The 17,054-nt window shown below is 71.2% G+C and carries 14 protein-coding genes; 7 read left to right on the plus strand and 7 right to left on the minus strand.

Translation table 11 applies throughout. From position 1 onward, the window contains the following. Positions 1-11: 11 nt before the first annotated feature. Both LRS07_RS09515 and LRS07_RS09520 read left to right on the plus strand, forming a co-directional pair. The gene (locus LRS07_RS09515; protein WP_260501680.1) at positions 12-1,802 is read left to right on the plus strand and encodes an acyl-CoA dehydrogenase family protein; all 1,791 of its coding nucleotides are present in this window, start codon (positions 12-14) and stop codon (positions 1,800-1,802) included. A gap of 24 nt (positions 1,803-1,826) precedes the next feature. Then, positions 1,827-2,780: an NAD(P)H-dependent flavin oxidoreductase gene (locus LRS07_RS09520; RefSeq protein WP_260501681.1), complete on the plus strand. Its 954-nt coding sequence runs from the start codon at positions 1,827-1,829 to the stop codon at positions 2,778-2,780. Positions 2,781-2,808: 28 nt separating this feature from the next. Here the strand turns inward: LRS07_RS09520 and LRS07_RS09525 are convergent, their stop codons facing one another. After that, on the minus strand, positions 2,809-3,123 hold the full coding sequence (locus LRS07_RS09525) for a hypothetical protein (protein ID WP_260501682.1): 315 nt from the start codon (positions 3,121-3,123) through the stop codon (positions 2,809-2,811). Between the two features lie 277 nt (positions 3,124-3,400). Here LRS07_RS09525 and LRS07_RS09530 point away from each other — a divergent pair, with 277 nt between their 5' ends. From LRS07_RS09530 to zapE, 4 genes are all read left to right on the plus strand, one after another. After that, entirely contained in the window at positions 3,401-6,259 is a 2,859-nt protein-coding gene (locus tag LRS07_RS09530) for a 2-oxoglutarate dehydrogenase E1 component (RefSeq protein WP_260501683.1), read from the plus strand. Between the two features lie 20 nt (positions 6,260-6,279). After that, entirely contained in the window at positions 6,280-7,554 is a 1,275-nt protein-coding gene (odhB, locus tag LRS07_RS09535) for a 2-oxoglutarate dehydrogenase complex dihydrolipoyllysine-residue succinyltransferase (RefSeq protein WP_260501684.1), read from the plus strand. A 154-nt stretch (positions 7,555-7,708) separates the two neighbouring features. Next, positions 7,709-9,142, plus strand: a complete 1,434-nt coding sequence (gene lpdA, locus LRS07_RS09540) for a dihydrolipoyl dehydrogenase (RefSeq protein ID WP_260501685.1) — start codon at positions 7,709-7,711, stop codon at positions 9,140-9,142. Positions 9,143-9,230: 88 nt separating this feature from the next. Continuing rightward, the gene (zapE, locus tag LRS07_RS09545) at positions 9,231-10,328 is read left to right on the plus strand and encodes a cell division protein ZapE (protein ID WP_260501686.1); all 1,098 of its coding nucleotides are present in this window, start codon (positions 9,231-9,233) and stop codon (positions 10,326-10,328) included. A gap of 96 nt (positions 10,329-10,424) precedes the next feature. Here zapE and LRS07_RS09550 read toward each other — a convergent pair whose 3' ends face one another. The 5 genes from LRS07_RS09550 to LRS07_RS09570 all read right to left on the minus strand — a co-directional run bounded on the left by LRS07_RS09550 (position 10,425) and on the right by LRS07_RS09570 (position 15,578). Then, positions 10,425-11,456, minus strand: coding sequence for an endonuclease/exonuclease/phosphatase family protein (locus tag LRS07_RS09550; protein ID WP_260501687.1), 1,032 nt, complete (start codon positions 11,454-11,456; stop codon positions 10,425-10,427). Positions 11,457-11,581: 125 nt separating this feature from the next. Continuing rightward, positions 11,582-12,469 (minus strand): TauD/TfdA dioxygenase family protein, encoded by an 888-nt coding sequence (locus LRS07_RS09555; protein WP_260501688.1) that lies wholly within the window; start codon positions 12,467-12,469, stop codon positions 11,582-11,584. Between the two features lie 38 nt (positions 12,470-12,507). Continuing rightward, on the minus strand, positions 12,508-13,497 hold the full coding sequence (locus LRS07_RS09560) for a tripartite tricarboxylate transporter substrate binding protein (RefSeq protein WP_260501689.1): 990 nt from the start codon (positions 13,495-13,497) through the stop codon (positions 12,508-12,510). Next, entirely contained in the window at positions 13,494-14,384 is an 891-nt protein-coding gene (locus LRS07_RS09565) for an IclR family transcriptional regulator (RefSeq protein ID WP_260501690.1), read from the minus strand. Before LRS07_RS09565 ends, LRS07_RS09560 begins: the two co-directional genes overlap by 4 nt. A 54-nt stretch (positions 14,385-14,438) precedes the next feature. Beyond that, a complete protein-coding gene (locus LRS07_RS09570; protein ID WP_260501691.1) occupies positions 14,439-15,578 on the minus strand; it encodes a metallophosphoesterase in 1,140 nt (379 codons plus the stop codon). Positions 15,579-15,664: 86 nt separating this feature from the next. Between LRS07_RS09570 and ppk2 the strand changes: the two genes are divergently transcribed. Then, a complete protein-coding gene (ppk2, locus tag LRS07_RS09575; protein WP_260501692.1) occupies positions 15,665-16,465 on the plus strand; it encodes a polyphosphate kinase 2 in 801 nt (266 codons plus the stop codon). Here the strand turns inward: ppk2 and LRS07_RS09580 are convergent. Beyond that, positions 16,455-17,030: a DUF2878 domain-containing protein gene (locus LRS07_RS09580; RefSeq protein WP_260501693.1), complete on the minus strand. Its 576-nt coding sequence runs from the start codon at positions 17,028-17,030 to the stop codon at positions 16,455-16,457. The genes ppk2 and LRS07_RS09580 overlap by 11 nt on opposite strands. Positions 17,031-17,054: the final 24 nt, after the last annotated feature.

Consider the following 17,054-nt stretch of genomic DNA (forward strand, 5'->3'; position numbering starts at 1 on the left):
AAGGAGCGCTCATGACCTATCGCGCACCCGTCCGGGACCTGCTGTTCGGCATCGCCGAGCTGGCCGACATCGCCGCCATCGCCGCGCTGCCCGGCCACGAGGACGCCGGCCTCGACACGGCCCAGGCCGTGGTCGAGGAATGCGCGCGCTTCAGCGAAGAGGTGCTGGCGCCGCTCAACCGCCTCGGCGACCAGCAGCCCAGCCGCTGGCACGACGGCCAGGTCAGCACCACGCCGGGTTTCAAGCAGGCCTTCCGCCAGTACGTCGAAGGCGGCTGGCAGGGCGTGCAGCACCCGGTGGCGCACGGTGGCCAGGGCCTGCCCAAGCTGCTGCACGCCGCCTGCACCGAGATCGTGAACGCCGCCAACCTGAGCTTCGCGCTGTGCCCGCTGCTCACCGACGGCGCCATCGAGGCGCTGATGGTGGCCGGCAGCGCCGAGCAGCAGGCGCTCTACATCCCCCGGCTGATCGACGGCACCTGGACCGGCACGATGAACCTCACCGAGCCGCAGGCCGGCTCGGACCTCGCCCAGGTGCGCACCCGCGCCGAGCCGCAGCCCGACGGCAGCTACCGCCTCTTCGGCACCAAGATCTACATCACCTACGGCGAGCACGACCTGGCCGAGAACATCGTGCACATGGTGCTGGCCCGCATCCCCGGCGCGCCGGAAGGGGTGAAGGGCATCTCGCTGTTCCTGGTGCCCAAGTTCCTCGTCAATGCCGACGGCTCGCTCGGCCAACGCAACGACGTGCAGTGCGTCAGCCTGGAGCACAAGCTGGGCATCAAGGCCAGCCCGACGGCGGTGCTGCAGTACGGCGACCGTGAGGGCGCCCTCGGCTGGCTGGTGGGCCAGGAGAACCGCGGCCTGGAGGCCATGTTCATCATGATGAACGCAGCCCGCTTCAGCGTGGGCGTGCAGGGCATCGGCATCACCGAGCGGGCCTACCAGCAGGCGGCCGCCTATGCGCGCGAGCGGGTGCAGTCGCGGCCGGTGGACGGCTCGGTGGCCGGGCCGGCGCCCATCGTCCACCACCCCGACGTGCGGCGCATGCTGCTCACCCAGCGCGCCCTGGCCGAGGGCACCCGGGCCATGGCGCTGGTGGCGGCCGCGGCGCACGACGTCGCGCACGCCCACCCCGACGAGGCGGTGCGCCGCAAACAGCAGGCCGTCTACGAGTTCCTCGTGCCGCTGGTCAAGGGCTTCTCCACCGAGATGGGCCTGGAAGCCACCAGCCTGGCCGTGCAGGTGCACGGCGGCATGGGCTTCATCGAGGAGACCGGCGTGGCGCAGCACTACCGCGACGCCAAGATCCTCACCATCTACGAGGGCACCACCGCCATCCAGGCCAACGACCTGGTCGGCCGCAAGACGGTGCGCGACGGCGGCCGTGTCGCCAAGGCGATTGCCGCGCGCATCGCCGAGACTGAAGCTGCGCTGCGCGACGGCGGCAGCGGCCACGCGGTCGCCTTCGGGCGGCGCCTGTCGCAGGCCCGGCAGGCCTTCGAACAGGTGGTGGACTTCATGCTTCGCAACGCCAAGGACGATCCCAACGCCGCCTACGCCGGCTCGGTGCCCTACCTGCTGCTCGCCGGCAACCTGGTCGCCGGCTGGCAGATGGGCCGGGCGCTGCTGGTCGCCGAACGGCGGCTGGGCGAAGGTCGGGACGTCGAGTTCATGCGGGCGAAGGTGGCCACCGCCCGCTTCTACGGCGACCACCTGCTGCCCCGCTGCGGCGCCTGGCGCGACGCCATCGTCGACGGCGCCGAGGCCATCGCCGCCATGCCGCTCGACGCCTTCTGACCGAAGAAACCTCCGGAGACCGCCTTGACCCTGCCCGCCTCCCTGCAGCGCCTGCAACTGCCCGCCATCGGCTCGCCGCTGTTCATCATCAGCAACCCGAAGCTGGTGATCGCCCAGTGCACCAGCGGTGTCGTCGGCTCGATGCCGGCGCTCAACGCCCGACCCGCCGAGCAGCTCGACGAATGGCTGGCCGAGATCACCGAGACGCTGGCGGCGTGGGACCGGGCGCACCCGCAGTCGCCGTCCGCGCCCTTCGCCATCAACCAGATCGTGCACAAGAGCAACGACCGGCTCGAACACGACATGGCGCTGTGCGAGAAGTACAAGGTGCCGGTGGTGATCACGTCGCTGGGCGCGCGCACCGAGGTCAACGACGCGGTGCACCGCTGGGGCGGCATCGTGCTGCACGACATCATCAACGACACCTTCGCCCGCAAGGCGGTGGACAAGGGCGCCGACGGCCTGATCGCGGTGGCGGCCGGCGCGGGCGGCCATGCCGGCACGCTGTCGCCCTTCGCCCTGGTGCAGGAGATCCGGCGCTGGTTCGACGGGCCGGTGGCGCTGTCCGGCGCCATCGCCACCGGTGGCGCCATCCTCGCCGCGCAGGCCATGGGGGCGGACCTGGCCTACATCGGCTCGGCCTTCATCGCCACGCACGAGGCCCGGGCCACCGAGGCCTACAAGCAGATGATCGTCGACAGCCGGGCAGGGGACATCGTCTACTCCAACCTCTTCACCGGCGTGCACGGCAACTACCTGCGCGGCTCCATCGTCAACGCCGGGCTGGACCCCGACCGGTTGCCGCAGAGCGACCCGAGCAAGATGGACTTCGGCGGCGCCGGCGCCAAGAAGGCCTGGAAGGACATCTGGGGCTCCGGCCAGGGCATCGGCGTCGTCGACGGCGTCGTGCCGGCGGCCGAGCTGGTGGCCCGGCTCAAGCGCGAGTACGCCGAGGCGCGGGCGCGCTTGCTGGGCTGAGCCGGCGCCGGAGAGCGCCATCGGCGGGTCAGCCGGCGACGTCGACCGTGCAGTCCGAATCGCAGCCGCGGCCGGCGGCGATCAGCCGGCGGGCGTAGGCCCGGGCGGCGCGCCGCAGCAGGCCAGTCCTGGGCGACACGGCCAGCAGCCCACAGCGGTACAGGCCGCCGAGCGCGTCCCAGCGCAGCAGCCGGCATGCGCCGCGGCGGCGGCCGCTGAGCAGCACGCCCACCGGGCAAGGCTCCACGCTGCAGCACACCCCGCAGCCGTTGCAGGCGGCGCCGGGCGCCGGCTTGGGCGGCGCCAGCGGCTGAAGGTGGATGACCAGCGGTTCGGCGGGCATGGGTGGCCGAGTCTGCCCGTGGCGCCGGGGCGACGGCCCGGCGAAGACGGCCGCTTTCCAATGCAGTTTCCGCCGATGGGGCCAGGGCAAGGGTGATAGAGTGCCCTCCCGTCGTGCCGCACATGCGCGGTGCACGAACGCTTCTTTGGTCCTTCCCCGTCCCCTTGCTGGTGTTGTTCAGCAAGGCGGGTCGCAATCCGCCAACCGGTCGAGCCGGGTCGCGGAAGGTGTGAAACCCATCGGAGCCCTGGAAACCAGGGCGAAAGGTGAGCGAGACATGATGCAGCAGTACAGGGCGAACTCGTACCTGTTCGGGGGCAACGCCCCCTACGTCGAGGAGCTCTACGAGGCCTACCTCGACAACCCCGGCTCGGTGCCCGACAACTGGCGCGCCTATTTCGACGCCATGCAGAACGTGCCGGCGGTCGACGGCTCCGGGTCCCGCGACATCCCCCACGCCCCCATCGTCGAGTCCTTCGCGCAACGCGCCAAGGCCAACGTGCTGCAGGCCCGCGCCAGCGACGCCGAACTGTCGGTGGCGCGCAAGCAGGTGCACGTGCAGTCGCTCATCGCGGCCTACCGGTCGCTCGGCGCACGCTGGGCCGACCTCGACCCGCTGAAGCGCACCGAGCGCCCGCGCATCCCCGAGCTGGAGCCGGCGTTCTACGACCTCACCGAAAGTGACATGGACATCACTTTCAGTGCGACGAACACCTACTTCACCAAGGCCGACCAGCAGAGCCTGCGCGAGATCGTGCAGGCGCTGCGCGAGACCTACTGCGGCTCCATCGGTGCGGAGTTCATGCACATCACCGAGCCGGCGGAGAAGCGCTGGTGGCAGGAGCGGCTCGAGTCCATCCGCAGCAAGCCCAACTACAGCGCCGACAAGAAGAAGCACATCCTCGACCGGCTGACCGCCGCCGAAGGCCTGGAGCGCTTCCTGCACACCAAGTACGTCGGCCAGAAGCGTTTCTCGCTCGAAGGCGGCGAGAGCTTCATCGCCTCGATGGACGAGGTGGTGCAGCGCGCGGGCGAACGCGGCGTGCAGGAGATCGTCATCGGCATGGCCCACCGCGGCCGGCTGAACGTGCTGGTCAACACGCTGGGCAAGGCGCCGAAGGACCTGTTCTCCGAGTTCGAGCACACCGCGCCGGAGAACCTGCCCTCGGGCGACGTCAAGTACCACCAGGGCTTCTCCAGCGACGTGTCCACCCCCGGCGGCCCGGTGCACCTGAGCCTGGCCTTCAACCCCTCGCACCTGGAGATCGTGAACCCGGTGGTGGAGGGCAGCGTCAAGGCCCGCATGGACCGCCGCGGCGACAAGACCGGCGACCAGGTGCTGCCGGTGCTGGTGCACGGCGACGCCGCGTTCGCCGGCCAGGGCGTGGTGATGGAGACGCTGGCGCTGGCGCAGACCCGCGGCTACTTCACCGGCGGCACGCTGCACCTGGTGATCAACAACCAGATCGGCTTCACCACCAGCGACCCGCGCGACAGCCGCTCGACGCTGTACTGCACCGACGTCGTCAAGATGATCGAGGCGCCGGTGCTGCACGTGAACGGCGACGACCCCGAGGCGGTGGTGCTGTGCACCCAGCTCGCGCTGGAGTACCGCCAGCAGTTCAAGAAGGACGTGGTCGTCGACATCGTCTGCTTCCGCAAGCTGGGCCACAACGAGCAGGACACCCCCTCGCTCACCCAGCCGCTGATGTACAAGAAGATCGCCGCCCACCCCGGCACCCGCAAGCTCTACGGCGACAAGCTGGTGGCCCAGGGCACCCTGCCGCCGGAGGGTCCCGACGAGATGGTCAAGGCCTTCCGCGCCGCGATGGACGCCGGCCGCCACACCGTCGACCCGGTGCTGACCAACTTCAAGGGCAAGTACGCCGTCGACTGGAGCCCGTACCTGGGCAAGAAGTGGACGGACGCGGCCGACACCGCGTTGCCGCTGGCGGAGATCAAGCGCCTGGCCGAGCGGGTCACCACCATCCCGGCCAACTTCAAGCTGCACCCGCTGGTCGAGAAGGTGATCGCCGACCGCGCGGCCATGGGCCGCGGCGAGATCAACGTCGACTGGGGCATGGGCGAGACGCTGGCCTACGCCTCGCTGGTGGCCAGCGGCTACCCGGTTCGCCTGTCGGGCGAGGATGTCGGCCGCGGCACCTTCGTGCACCGCCACGCCGTGCTGCACGACCAGAACCGCGAGAAGTGGGACGTCGGCGCCTACGTGCCGCTGCAGAACGTGGCGGAGAACCAGGCGCCGTTCGTCGTCATCGACTCCATCCTGTCGGAGGAGGCGGTGCTCGGCTTCGAGTACGGCTACGCCTCCGCCGACCCGAACACGCTGACCATCTGGGAGGCGCAGTTCGGCGACTTCGTCAACGGCGCGCAGGTGGTGATCGACCAGTTCATCGCCTCCGGCGAGGTGAAGTGGGGCCGCGTCAACGGGCTGACGATGCTGCTGCCGCACGGCTACGAAGGCCAGGGACCGGAGCACAGCTCGGCGCGGCTGGAGCGCTTCATGCAGCTGGCGGCCGACAACAACATGCAGGTCGTGCAGCCGACCAATGCGGCGCAGATCTTCCACCTGCTGCGTCGCCAGATGGTGCGCCTGTTCCGCAAGCCGCTGGTGGTGATGAGCCCGAAGTCGCTGCTGCGCAACAAGGACGCCACCTCCCCGCTGGTCGACTTCACCAAGGGCGAGTTCAAGACCGTCATCGGCGAGCAGAACGCGGCGGTCGATCCGGCCAAGGTCAAGCGGGTCATCGCCTGCTCGGGCAAGGTCTACTACGACCTGGTGAAGAAGCGCGAGGAGAAGAAGTCGCTGGACGTGGCCGTCATCCGAGTCGAACAGCTCTATCCGTTCCCGCACAAGGCCTTCGCCGCCGAGGTCAAGAAGTACCCCAACGCCACCGAAGTGGTGTGGTGCCAGGACGAGCCGCAGAACCAGGGCGCCTGGTTCTTCGTGCAGCACTACATCCACGAGAACATGCTCGACGGCCAGAAGCTGGGTTACGCCGGCCGCCCGGCGTCCGCCTCGCCGGCGGTGGGATACGCCCACCTGCACCAGGAGCAGCAGAAGACGCTGCTGGACCAGGCCTTCGGCAAGCTCAAGGGCTTCCTGCTGAGCAAGTAAGAACACAAGAGAACAACCCCATGTCCCTCATCGAAGTCAAGGTTCCGCAGCTGTCGGAGTCGGTGTCCGAAGCGACGCTGCTGCAGTGGAAGAAGAAGGCCGGCGACGCCGTCGCCGTCGACGAGATCCTCATCGAGATCGAGACCGACAAGGTCGTGCTGGAAGTGCCGGCGCCGTCGGCCGGCGTGCTGAGCGAGATCGTCGTCGCCGACGGCGGCACCGTCACCAGCGACCAGCTCATCGCCAAGATCGACACCGAGGGCAAGGCCGCCGCCGGCGCGCCCGCTCCGGCGTCCGCCCCCGCGGCGGCGCCGGCGCCGGTGAGCGCCGCCGCCCCGGCCCCGGCGCCTGCCGCCGGTGGCGCCAAGTCCGATGTCGCCATGCCGGCCGCGGCCAAGCTGCTGGCCGACAACAACCTGAGCGCCTCGCAGGTCGCCGGCACCGGCAAGGACGGCCGCGTGACCAAGGGCGACGTGCTCGGCGCGCTGGAAGGCGGCGGCGCCAAGGCGGCCCCCGCGCCGGCCCCGGCCGCGCCGGCGGCGCCCGCCCGCGCGCCGCTGCCGCCGGTGGCGGCGCCGGCCATGAGCCTGGGCGACCGGCCCGAGCAGCGCGTGCCGATGAGCCGCCTGCGCGCGCGCATCGCCGAGCGGCTGCTGCAGAGCCAGTCGACCAACGCCATCCTGACCACCTTCAACGAGGTCAACATGGCCCCGGTGATGGAGATGCGCAAGCGCTTCCAGGAGAAGTTCGAGAAGGAGCACGGCGTCAAGCTCGGCTTCATGAGCTTCTTCGTCAAGGCCGCGGTGCACGCGCTGAAGAAGTACCCCATCCTCAACGCCAGCGTCGACGGCAACGACATCCTGTACCACGGCTACTTCGACATCGGCATCGCGGTGGGTTCGCCGCGCGGCCTGGTGGTGCCCATCCTGCGCAACGTCGACCAGATGAGCTTCGCCGACATCGAGAAGAAGATCGCCGAGTTCGGCACCAAGGCCAAGGACGGCAAGCTGTCCATCGAGGAGCTGTCGGGCGGCACCTTCTCCATCTCCAACGGCGGTGTCTTCGGCTCGATGCTGTCCACGCCCATCATCAACCCGCCGCAGTCGGCCATCCTCGGCGTGCACGCCACCAAGGACCGCGCGGTGGTGGAGAACGGCCAGGTCGTGGTGCGCCCGATCAACTACCTGGCGATGAGCTACGACCATCGCATCATCGACGGCCGCGAGGCGGTGCTGGGGCTGGTGTCGATGAAGGAAGCGCTGGAAGACCCGTCGCGCCTGCTGTTCGATATTTGACCCCCGGCCGCCTTGCGGCCGCCCCCCGAGGGGGCACCCGACCCGACCGGGAGACCCGGATCGGGCCGGGCTCCTCGGCCCGCATCCCGCGCCCCTGGCCGGCTGCGCCGGCCTGTCCCCTGCCGGGGAACTTGGGCCTCAACTGGTTCTTGACATGAGTGCAACCAACTTCGACGTCGTCGTCATCGGCGGCGGCCCCGGCGGCTACATCGCGGCCATCCGCGCCGCCCAATTGGGCTTCAACACCGCCTGCATCGACGAGTGGAAGAACGGCAAGGGCGGCCCCGCGCCGGGCGGCACCTGCACCAACGTCGGCTGCATCCCGTCGAAGGCGCTGCTGCAGTCGTCGGAGCACTTCGAGCAGGCCGGCCACCACTTCGCCGACCACGGCATCGGCCTGAAGGACCTGTCCATCGACGTGGCCAAGATGCTGGGCCGCAAGGACACCGTCGTGAAGCAGAACAACGACGGCATCCTCTACCTGTTCAAGAAGAACAAGGTCACCTTCTTCCACGGCCGCGGCAGCTTCGCCAAGGCGGCCGAGGGCGGCGCCTACGAGATCGCCGTCGCCGGCGACAAGCCGCAGACGCTGACCGCCAAGCACGTCATCGTCGCCACCGGCTCCAACGCCCGCGCGCTGCCGGGCGCGGCCTTCGACGAGGACCGCATCCTCAGCAACGACGGCGCGCTGCGCATCCCGTCGGTGCCGAAGACGCTGGGCGTGATCGGCTCCGGCGTCATCGGGCTGGAGATGGGCTCGGTGTGGCGGCGCCTGGGCGCCGAGGTCACCATCCTGGAAGGCCTGCCGACCTTCCTCGGCGCGGTCGACCAGGCCGTCGCCAAGGAGGCGCACAAGGCCTTCACCAAGCAGGGCCTCAAGATCGAGCTCGGCGTCAAGATCGCCGAGGTGAAGACCGACAAGACCGGCGTCAGCGTGAGCTACACCGACGCCAAGGGCGGCGCGCAGGTGCTCGAGTGCGAACGGCTGATCGTCTCCATCGGCCGGGTGCCCAACACCAACGGCCTCAACGCCGAGGCGGTGGGGCTGAAGCTGGACGAGCGCGGCGCCATCGCGGTGGACGACGAATGCCGCACCAACCTGCCCAACGTCTGGGCCATCGGCGACGTGGTGCGCGGCCCGATGCTGGCGCACAAGGCCGAGGAAGAGGGCGTGGCGGTGGCCGAGCGCATCGCCGGCCAGCACGGCCATGTCAACTTCAACACCATCCCCTGGGTCATCTACACCAGCCCCGAGATCGCCTGGGTCGGCCAGACCGAGGAACAGCTCAAGGCCTCCGGCCGCGCCTACAAGGCCGGCAGCTTCCCCTTCATGGCCAACGGCCGGGCGCGGGCGCTGGGCGACACCACCGGCTTCGTCAAGTTCATCGCCGACGCCAAGACCGACGAGATCCTCGGCGTGCACATCGTCGGCCCCTTCGCCAGCGAGCTGATCGCCGAGGCGGTGGTGGCGATGGAGTTCAAGGCCAGCGCCGAGGACATCGCCCGCATCTGCCACGCGCATCCGTCGCTGTCCGAGGCGACCAAGGAAGCGGCGCTCGCGGTCGACAAGCGCACCCTGAACTTCTAATCCCCCCACGCGCCTTCCGTCGCTGCCCCCGCGGGGTTCTGCAGCGGACCGGCGGAGCCGGATCCGCGCAGACTTAAGAGGCAGACCTTTGCAAGTTCGGGAGATCTATCAGCGCACGCTGCAGGAACGCGGCTACAGCGCCGACCCGGCGCAGCTGCGCGCCATCGACGCGCTCGAGCGCTGCGAGCGCGAATGGGCCGACTACAAGGCGCGGCGCGGCAACCCGATCAGCAAGCTGCTGCGCCGCCCGCCGCTGCCCAAGGGCGTGTACATGTACGGAGGCGTCGGCCGTGGCAAGAGCTTCCTGATGGACTGCTTCTTCCAGGCCGTGCCGCTGACGCGCAAGACCCGGCTGCACTTCCACGAGTTCATGCGCGAGGTGCACCGCGAGCTGCAGGAGCTGAAGGGCACCGCCGACCCGCTGGACGAACTGGGCCGGCGCATCGCGCGCCGCTTCAGGCTGATCTGCTTCGACGAGTTCCACGTCGCCGACGTGACCGACGCGATGATCCTGCACCGGCTGCTGCAGGCGATGTTCGACAACCGGGTGAGCATCGTCACCACGTCGAACTTCCACCCCGACGGGCTCTACCCGCACGGCCTGCACCGCGACCGCATCCTGCCGGCCATCGCGCTGCTGAAGTCGAAGATGGAGGTGGTCAACGTCGACCACGGCACCGACTACCGGCAGCGCACGCTCAACCACCTCCAGCTCTACCACACGCCGCTGGGCCCGCAGGCCGACGCGGCGATGTCGGCGGCCTTCGACGAACTGGCCGAGGCCCGCGACGAGGACCCGCTGCTGCGCATCGAGCACCGCGAGATCCGCGCGCTGCGCCGTGCGGGCGGCGTGGTCTGGTTCGACTTCAAGTCGCTGTGCGGCGGCCCGCGCTCGCAGAACGACTACCTGGAGCTGGCCACCCAGTTCCACACCCTGCTGCTGTCCAACGTGCCGCAGATGCCGCCGCGGCTGGCCAGCGAGGCGCGGCGCTTCACGCTGCTGGTCGACGTGCTGTACGACCGCCGGGTCAAGCTGATCCTGTCGGCCGAGGTGCCTGCGGAACAGCTCTACACCGAAGGCCCGCTGGCCCACGAGTTCCCGCGCACGGTGTCGCGGCTGCAGGAAATGCAGTCGGCCGAGTTCCTGGCACTGGAGCGGCGCGACGTGGACACCTCCTTGACGTAGGCCCCCCCGCCCTCCGTGTGCGAAGGGCCACCCCCGCGGGGGTGCGCAGCCGGCTTGGGGCGGCCCGGCACTTGGCTGAGCCGCGCCGTCGACGACCTAAACCTTCTTGGCCGGCTTGTGCGTGAACACCGCGCGCACGATGCCGTGGTCGTTGGTGCCGTGGCGCTCGTGGTCCTCGAAGTTGAGGTGATCGTTGTTGATGACCAGCCCGTCGAACAGCCAGCGCCGCTTGCGGCTGTGGTCGTAGAACTGCTCGCTGACCAGGATGTGGTCCAGCGACTCGCGCAGCCCCTGGTGCACATGGGTGTAGTAGACGTCGCGGGTGTCGCGGTACTCCTGCAGCGTCTGCGTGGTGTAGAGCGCCGCGTCGCGCCCGCCAAGCGAGTCGCCCACCAGGTAGATCGGCTGGCCGGTCAGGATGTTGCCGGTGTTGCTGCTCTGCCCGTCGTTGATGTCGCCGATCACGATCACCGGCGCGTCGTTGCCTTTCATCCGTTCTGTCAGCAGCCAGCGCAGCGCGGCCGCCTCGGCGGTGCGCCGCACGGTGGAGATCGCCGCGCCGAGCGCCTCGGCATGCGGCGCGTAGGTGTCGCGGTCGGCCTTGAACCAGGCCTCGCGGCCGACCTGCGTCGGCGCCTTGGACTTGAGGTGGCAGACGTAGACCTGCACCTCGGCCTCGTCCTGCCGCGGCCGGATGGCCAGGCGCAGCACCGGTCGCGAGAAGCCCTTGATCGTCACCCGGATGCCGGGCGTCTGCGGGTCGTCGCCGCCGGACTGCAGGCGAAAGCCGGTCGGGAAATCGGCGATCCATTCGGGCGTGCCGGCCAGCAGCCCCTTGCGCACCAGCGCCGCGCAGACGATGCGCTTGCCCTTGGCGTCGGCCGGCACCAGGGCGTCGTAGCGCTGGGCCAGGTCGCCCTGCGCCAGCACCCGCTGCAGCGCGCTGTCATGCCACAGCTCCTGCAGGCCGACCACGTCGGCGTCCAGCAGCGCCAGCTGGCCGGCGGTCCAGTCGACCTTGCGCTGCAGTGCGGCCTCGCTCCAGCCGGGCCGGGTGTACAGCGGCAGGCCGGGCTCGTTCAGGTTGAGCAGGTTGAAGGTGGCGATCGACAGGGTCTCGAGCTTCATGGCGTCCTCGGCAGGCCCGCAGCGTCGTCGCGCCGCGTGGCAGGTGGATGACGCCGCAGCCTGACGCGGAACGCGGGCGCCGGCCTCCCTAACCCGTGGTGAGCCGCACCAGGACGCCGCGAGGCTCAGGCCGCCAGCCGCTGCGCCTCCGGCGAGGTCACCACCTCCTCGGTGGTCGCGCGGCGCAGCTCGCGCCGCTCGGCGAAGTCGAAGTGCCGGCCGCGGTGCAGGGTGGCGGTGTTGTCCCACATCACCAGGTCGCCCACCTCCCACTGGTGCCGGTAGACGAACTCGCGCTGGGTGGCGTGCTCCAGCAGGTCCCACAGCAGCATGCGGCCTTCGGGCACGGTCATGCCGACGATGCGCTCGCAGTGCGCGCCCACCCACAGGATGCGCCGGCCCGAGCGCGGGTCCGTCTGCACCAGCGGCCATTCCACCGGCGGCATCACGTTGCGCTGCGCCTCGTCGTAGCCGGTGTCGCCCAGCATGAAGCGCGAGTGCAGCGCGTAGTGCACCGCCGTCAGGCCGTCGATGCGGGCCTTGGTGTCCTCGTCCAGCGCGTCGTAGGCGGCGCGCAGGTCGGTGAACTCGGTGTCGCCGCCCTTGGCCGGCACCACCACCGCCGACAGCATCGAGTACTTGGCCCGCGGCCGCTGGAACGAGCTGTCGCTGTGCCAGAGCTGGTTGCCCAGGTTGCCGACGATCTTGGCGTGCTCGCGCGCCGCGATGTCGCCGTCGACGGTGACGTTGGAGATGTCGGCCAGCTCGGCGTGCTTGAAGCGGTGCGGGCCGCCGCGCACCCGGCGGAAGCCCAGGTCCAGCGGGCCGAAGCTCTGCGCGAAGCGGATCTGCTGGTCCTGGTCCAGCGGCTGGCGCTTGAACACCAGCACCGCATGGCGGTCCATCGCGGCCTCGATCTCGTGCACCTGCTCGGGCGTGAGCGGCTGGCGGATGTCGATGCCGATGGCCTCGGCGCCGATGTGCGGGGTCAGGGGGCGGGTCTGCAGGGTCATGTCGTTGCTCCTTCGCGGTGCGGGGCCGTTCCTTGTCGTCACTCGGGCTTGATGCCGGCGGCCTTGACCACCTGCTGCCACTTGTCGATCTCGCTGCGGATCAGCGCGTTGTACTCGTCGGGGGTGGAGCCCACCGGCTCCATGCCCAGCTGGGCCATGCGCTCGACCACCTCCGGCGACTTCACGGCGGCCGCGATGTCGGCGCCGATGCGGCGCAGCAGGTCGCGCGGCACGCCGGCCGGTGCGATGACGCCGATCACGCTCATGCCGGCGACGCCGGGCAGCGTCTCGGCGATGGTCGGCACCTCGGGCAGGCTGCCCGACCGTTTCGGGCTGGCCAGGGCGATGACCTTCAGCCGCTTGTCGCGCACGAAGGGCATGGCCGAGTAGGCGACGTCGAACAGCAGCGGCACCCGGCCGCCCAGCACGTCCTGCTGCGCCGGGGCGCTGCCCTTGTAGGGCACGTGGACCATGCGGATGCCGGCCGTGCTGTTCAGCAGTTCACCGGCCAGGTGCGTGCCGGTGCCGATGCCGGGGGTGGCATAGCTCACCGCATCGGGGTTCTTCTTCGTGTAGGCCACCAGCTCGGCCACGGTGTTGAAGGGGGCCGAAGGGTGGGCGAACACGCCGTAGTGCGCCTGCGCGATCTGCGAGACGGCGGTCAAATCCTTCAGCGTGTCGTACGGCAGGCTGGGCTGCAGCGAGGCGTTGATCATGAAGGCGCTGATCGCCATGCCCAGCGTGTAGCCGTCGGCCGGCGACTTGGCCAGCGTGCTGGTGCCCACGGTGGTGCCGCCGCCCGGCTTGTAGTCGATCACCACCGGCTGCTTCCAGTTCGCCTGCAGGCGCTCGGCGATCAGCCGTGCGGCGGTGTCGGTGGGGCCGCCGGGGGCGAAGGGCACGATCAGCTTCACCGGCTTGCTGGGGAAGGCCGACGCCGGTTCGGATTGCGCGGTGGCGGCCGGCGCGCAGGCGGCCGCCGCCAGCGCGAGCAGCAGGCGGCGGGTGGTCGAGGGGTGGCGGGTCATCGTGTCGTCTCCTTGGCCCGTCGGGGCGTCTTGTGGTGTGGGGTGTCGGGTGGGGATGCGGGGGTGGGGCCGGCCTCGGCCGGGTCGCGCCGTGGCCTCGGCTGCGTCAGCGCCAGGCCGGCCAGCCCGCCGATGTCGGCGGCCAGGCGGCGCGCGGCCTCGGTCAGCGCCGGCACCACGGTCTCGCGCAGCCGGTCGTGCGTCAGCACGAACGCCGGCCCGCCGCAGTTCAGGCTGACCACCTCGCCGCTGGGCGTGCGCACCGGCACCGCCACCGCGTGGATGTCGGGATGCCATTCGCCCAGCGACAGCGCATGGCCCAGCCGCTGCGCGTCGCGGATGGCGCCGTCCAGCGCGGGACCGCTGCCGGGCGCCCGGCGCTGTCGCAGCTCGGCCAGCACCGTCGCCCGCGCCGGCTCGTCGAGGCCGGCCAGCCAGGCACGGCCGAGGGCCGACGTGCCGAGCGCCATGCGGGTGCCGATGTCGCTGCCCAGCACCGCCACCGCGGACCGCGAGCGGCCGGCCTCGACCACCAGCATCTGGTCGCCGTCGCGCACGCCGAGGAAGGCCGAGGCCTTGCACGCCTCGGCCACCGCCAGCAGGTGCGGCCGGGCGTGGCGGCGCACGTCGAGCCCGCCGAGGAAGGCCTGGGCCAGGTGCACCACGCCGGCCGCCAGCTCGTAGCGGTCGGCGTTCGGCACCGGCTTGAGCTGGCCCAGCCCGACCAGCGTGGAGATCAGCCGGTAGACGGTGGGCTTGGGCAGGCCGGTGGCGGCGGCCACCTCGCCGTTGCCCAGCGGGCCGGCCGCCTGCGCGAAGCAGTCGAGCACCGCGAAGCCGCGCTCCAGGGCGCTGACGCTGGTGGTGAGGGCGGCCTTGCGCGGCATGCCGCCATGCTCCCGCCGACGACGCGGCGCATCAATCGGAATCGGAAACGTATTTCATTTTTTCCCGGTGCCGGGCGACGGCACCAGTTCGAGCCGGCTGATCTCCGACGGCGCCCCGAGCCGCTTCGGCGGTCCCCAGTAGCCGGTGCCGCGGCTGACCCATACCCACAGCCCGCCGTGCCGGTGCAGCCCGGCCACGTACGGCTGCTGCAGCGGCACGAACCAGCGCCAGGGCAGGAACTGGCCGCCGTGGGTGTGGCCGCTCAGCTGCAGGTGGAAGCCGGCGGCGTCCGCCGCCGCCGCGCTGCGCGGCTGGTGCGCGAGCAGGATGCGCGGCACCCCGGCCGGCGCGCCCAGCAGCGCCGCCTCGGGCTGCGGCGCATGCGCCGGGTCGAAGTGGGCGGCGCTCCAGTCCGGCACGCCGGCCAGCACGAACGAGGCGTCGCCGCGTCGCAGCACCCGGTGCTCGTTGAGCAGCGGCGTGATGCCGTGCGCCCGCCACGCCGCCAGCCAGCCGTGCACGCCGGAGTAGTACTCGTGGTTGCCGGTGACGCCGAAGACGCCCAGCGGCGCGCGCAGGTCGGCCAGCGGCGCGAAGCCGGGTGCCAGCGCCGACGGGTGGCCGTCGGCCAGGTCGCCGGTCAGCACGATGAGGTCGGCGCCGGCGGCGTTGGCCCGCCGCACCACGCGCTGCACGAACCGCGCGCCGATGGTCGGCCCGACGTGCAGGTCGGTGATCTGCACGATGACCAGGCCGTGCAGCGCCGGCGGCAGGCCGTCGATCGGCACCTGCACCCGGCGCAGCGGCGGCGTGCGGCGGGCGTTCCACAGGCCGACGGCGCTGCCGGCCAGCGCCAGCGCCGGCACCGCCAGCGACGACGCCTGCCGTGCCGCGTCGTCCACCGGCGGCAGCGCCCCGAGCGCGTGCAGCGCATGCCACCCGATCAGGCCGACGTCGCGCAGCACGGTCAGCACGAAGACGTCGGAGAACAGGCCCATCGCGATGAAGCCGGCCCAGGCCCAGATGCCGCGCGTGGCGGCCCGTCGCCGCACGATGGGCAGGATGGACGACAGCACGCCGGCGAAGAGCAGCACCAGCAGCGCCGCGCCGACGGCCTGGCCGACGGGCGGCCAGGGCGCGAGCAGGCGCAGTCCCAGCCAGAGGTGGAGGAGGACGAGCAGGAGCAGCGGCATTCGAAGACGGTGGGCCCGTGCTAGGGCCGCGCATGCGGATTGCGCCACCATCGCACACCCACCTGCCGGCCGCCGGCCCGTCCCACATGACCTCGAACGACACCGCCCCTTCCCGGCTGTCCCGCAAGGACTACGAACGTGCGCTGGAGCCGATGGAGGTCGAGCTCGACCGCCTGGCGCGCTGGGCGCGCCATGTCGGCGCCCGGGTGGCGGTGCTGCTCGAGGGCCGCGACACCGCCGGCAAGAGCGGCGTCATCTCCGCCATCGCCAAGGTGATGAACCCGCGCCAGTGCCGGGTGGTGGCGCTGCCCGCGCCGACCGAACGCGAGCGCACGCAGTGGTACTTCCAGCGCTACGTGCCGCACCTGCCGTCGGCCGGGGAGATCGTGCTGTTCGACCGCAGCTGGTACAACCGCGCCGGCGTCGAGCGGGTGATGGGTTATGCCGACGAGGCGCAGGTGCAGCGCTTCCTGGGGCAGTGCCCACGCTTCGAGGACCTGCTGGTCGAGGACGGGCTGCTGCTGCGCAAGTACTGGCTGACGGTGGACCAGGCCGAGCAGGAGGCGCGCTTCGCAGAGCGCGCCGCCGATCCGCTCAAGCGCTGGAAGCTGTCGCCGATCGACCTCGAGGCACGCTTGAAGTACGCCGAGTACGGCCGGGCGCGCGACGCGATGCTGGCCGCCACCCACACGGCCCGAGCGCCGTGGACGCTGGTCGACTTCAACGACCAGCGGCGCGGCCGGCTGACGCTGATCCGCCACCTGCTGGACAGCCTGCCGGAGCACGAGGTGCCGGAGGCGCCGCTGGCGCTGCCGCCGCTGCCCGACGCGCCGCAGCGCGAGCGCTTCGACGGGCCGCTGAAACCGATCGATTCGTTCAGCGATTGACCGCGGCGCGCCGGCCCCGGTCGGCCAGCGCCATCGTCAACGGCAGCAGCAGCGCCCAGGCGAGCGCCAGCACCACCAGCGCTGGCGTGCGCTGCTGCCAATCGGCGGCGCCCAGCGCCACGCCGCCGGCATAGGACATCGGCCCGGCGATGGCACCGAGCACCGCCTGAAGCCAGGGCCGCCCGTGCAGCCAGGCCAGCGAGTGGTTGAGGGTGGCCGCGAACAGCGTCCACATGCCGACCAGCCACAGCGGCGGCAGCCAGGCGGCCCACTGCCCATGCGGATAGGCCACCAGGCCGAGCGCGTTGAACACGGTCTCCCACGCCAGGCCGAGCCCGCTGCAGGCCAGCAGCAGGCGGGCCTCGGCCCGTGGCGCCGGCACGACGGCGAGGTGGGCGGCGAGCACCGCGGCCAGCAGCGCCAGCGCCCAGCCGGCCTCGCCGGCGGCGACCAGGCCGATGACGCCGAACCAGCCGAACTGGAAGCCGACCGCGTTGGCCAGCGTGGCGCGCCAGCCCGGCCCGGTGGTGGTGGTCAGCGCGGCGGTGGTGGGGCCGGGGGTCATCGCCGGGTGTTACGCCGGTCCCGG

This window comes from Aquabacterium sp. J223 (genome assembly GCF_024666615.1).
In the GTDB taxonomy this organism is placed as follows: Bacteria; Pseudomonadota; Gammaproteobacteria; order Burkholderiales; family Burkholderiaceae_C; genus J223.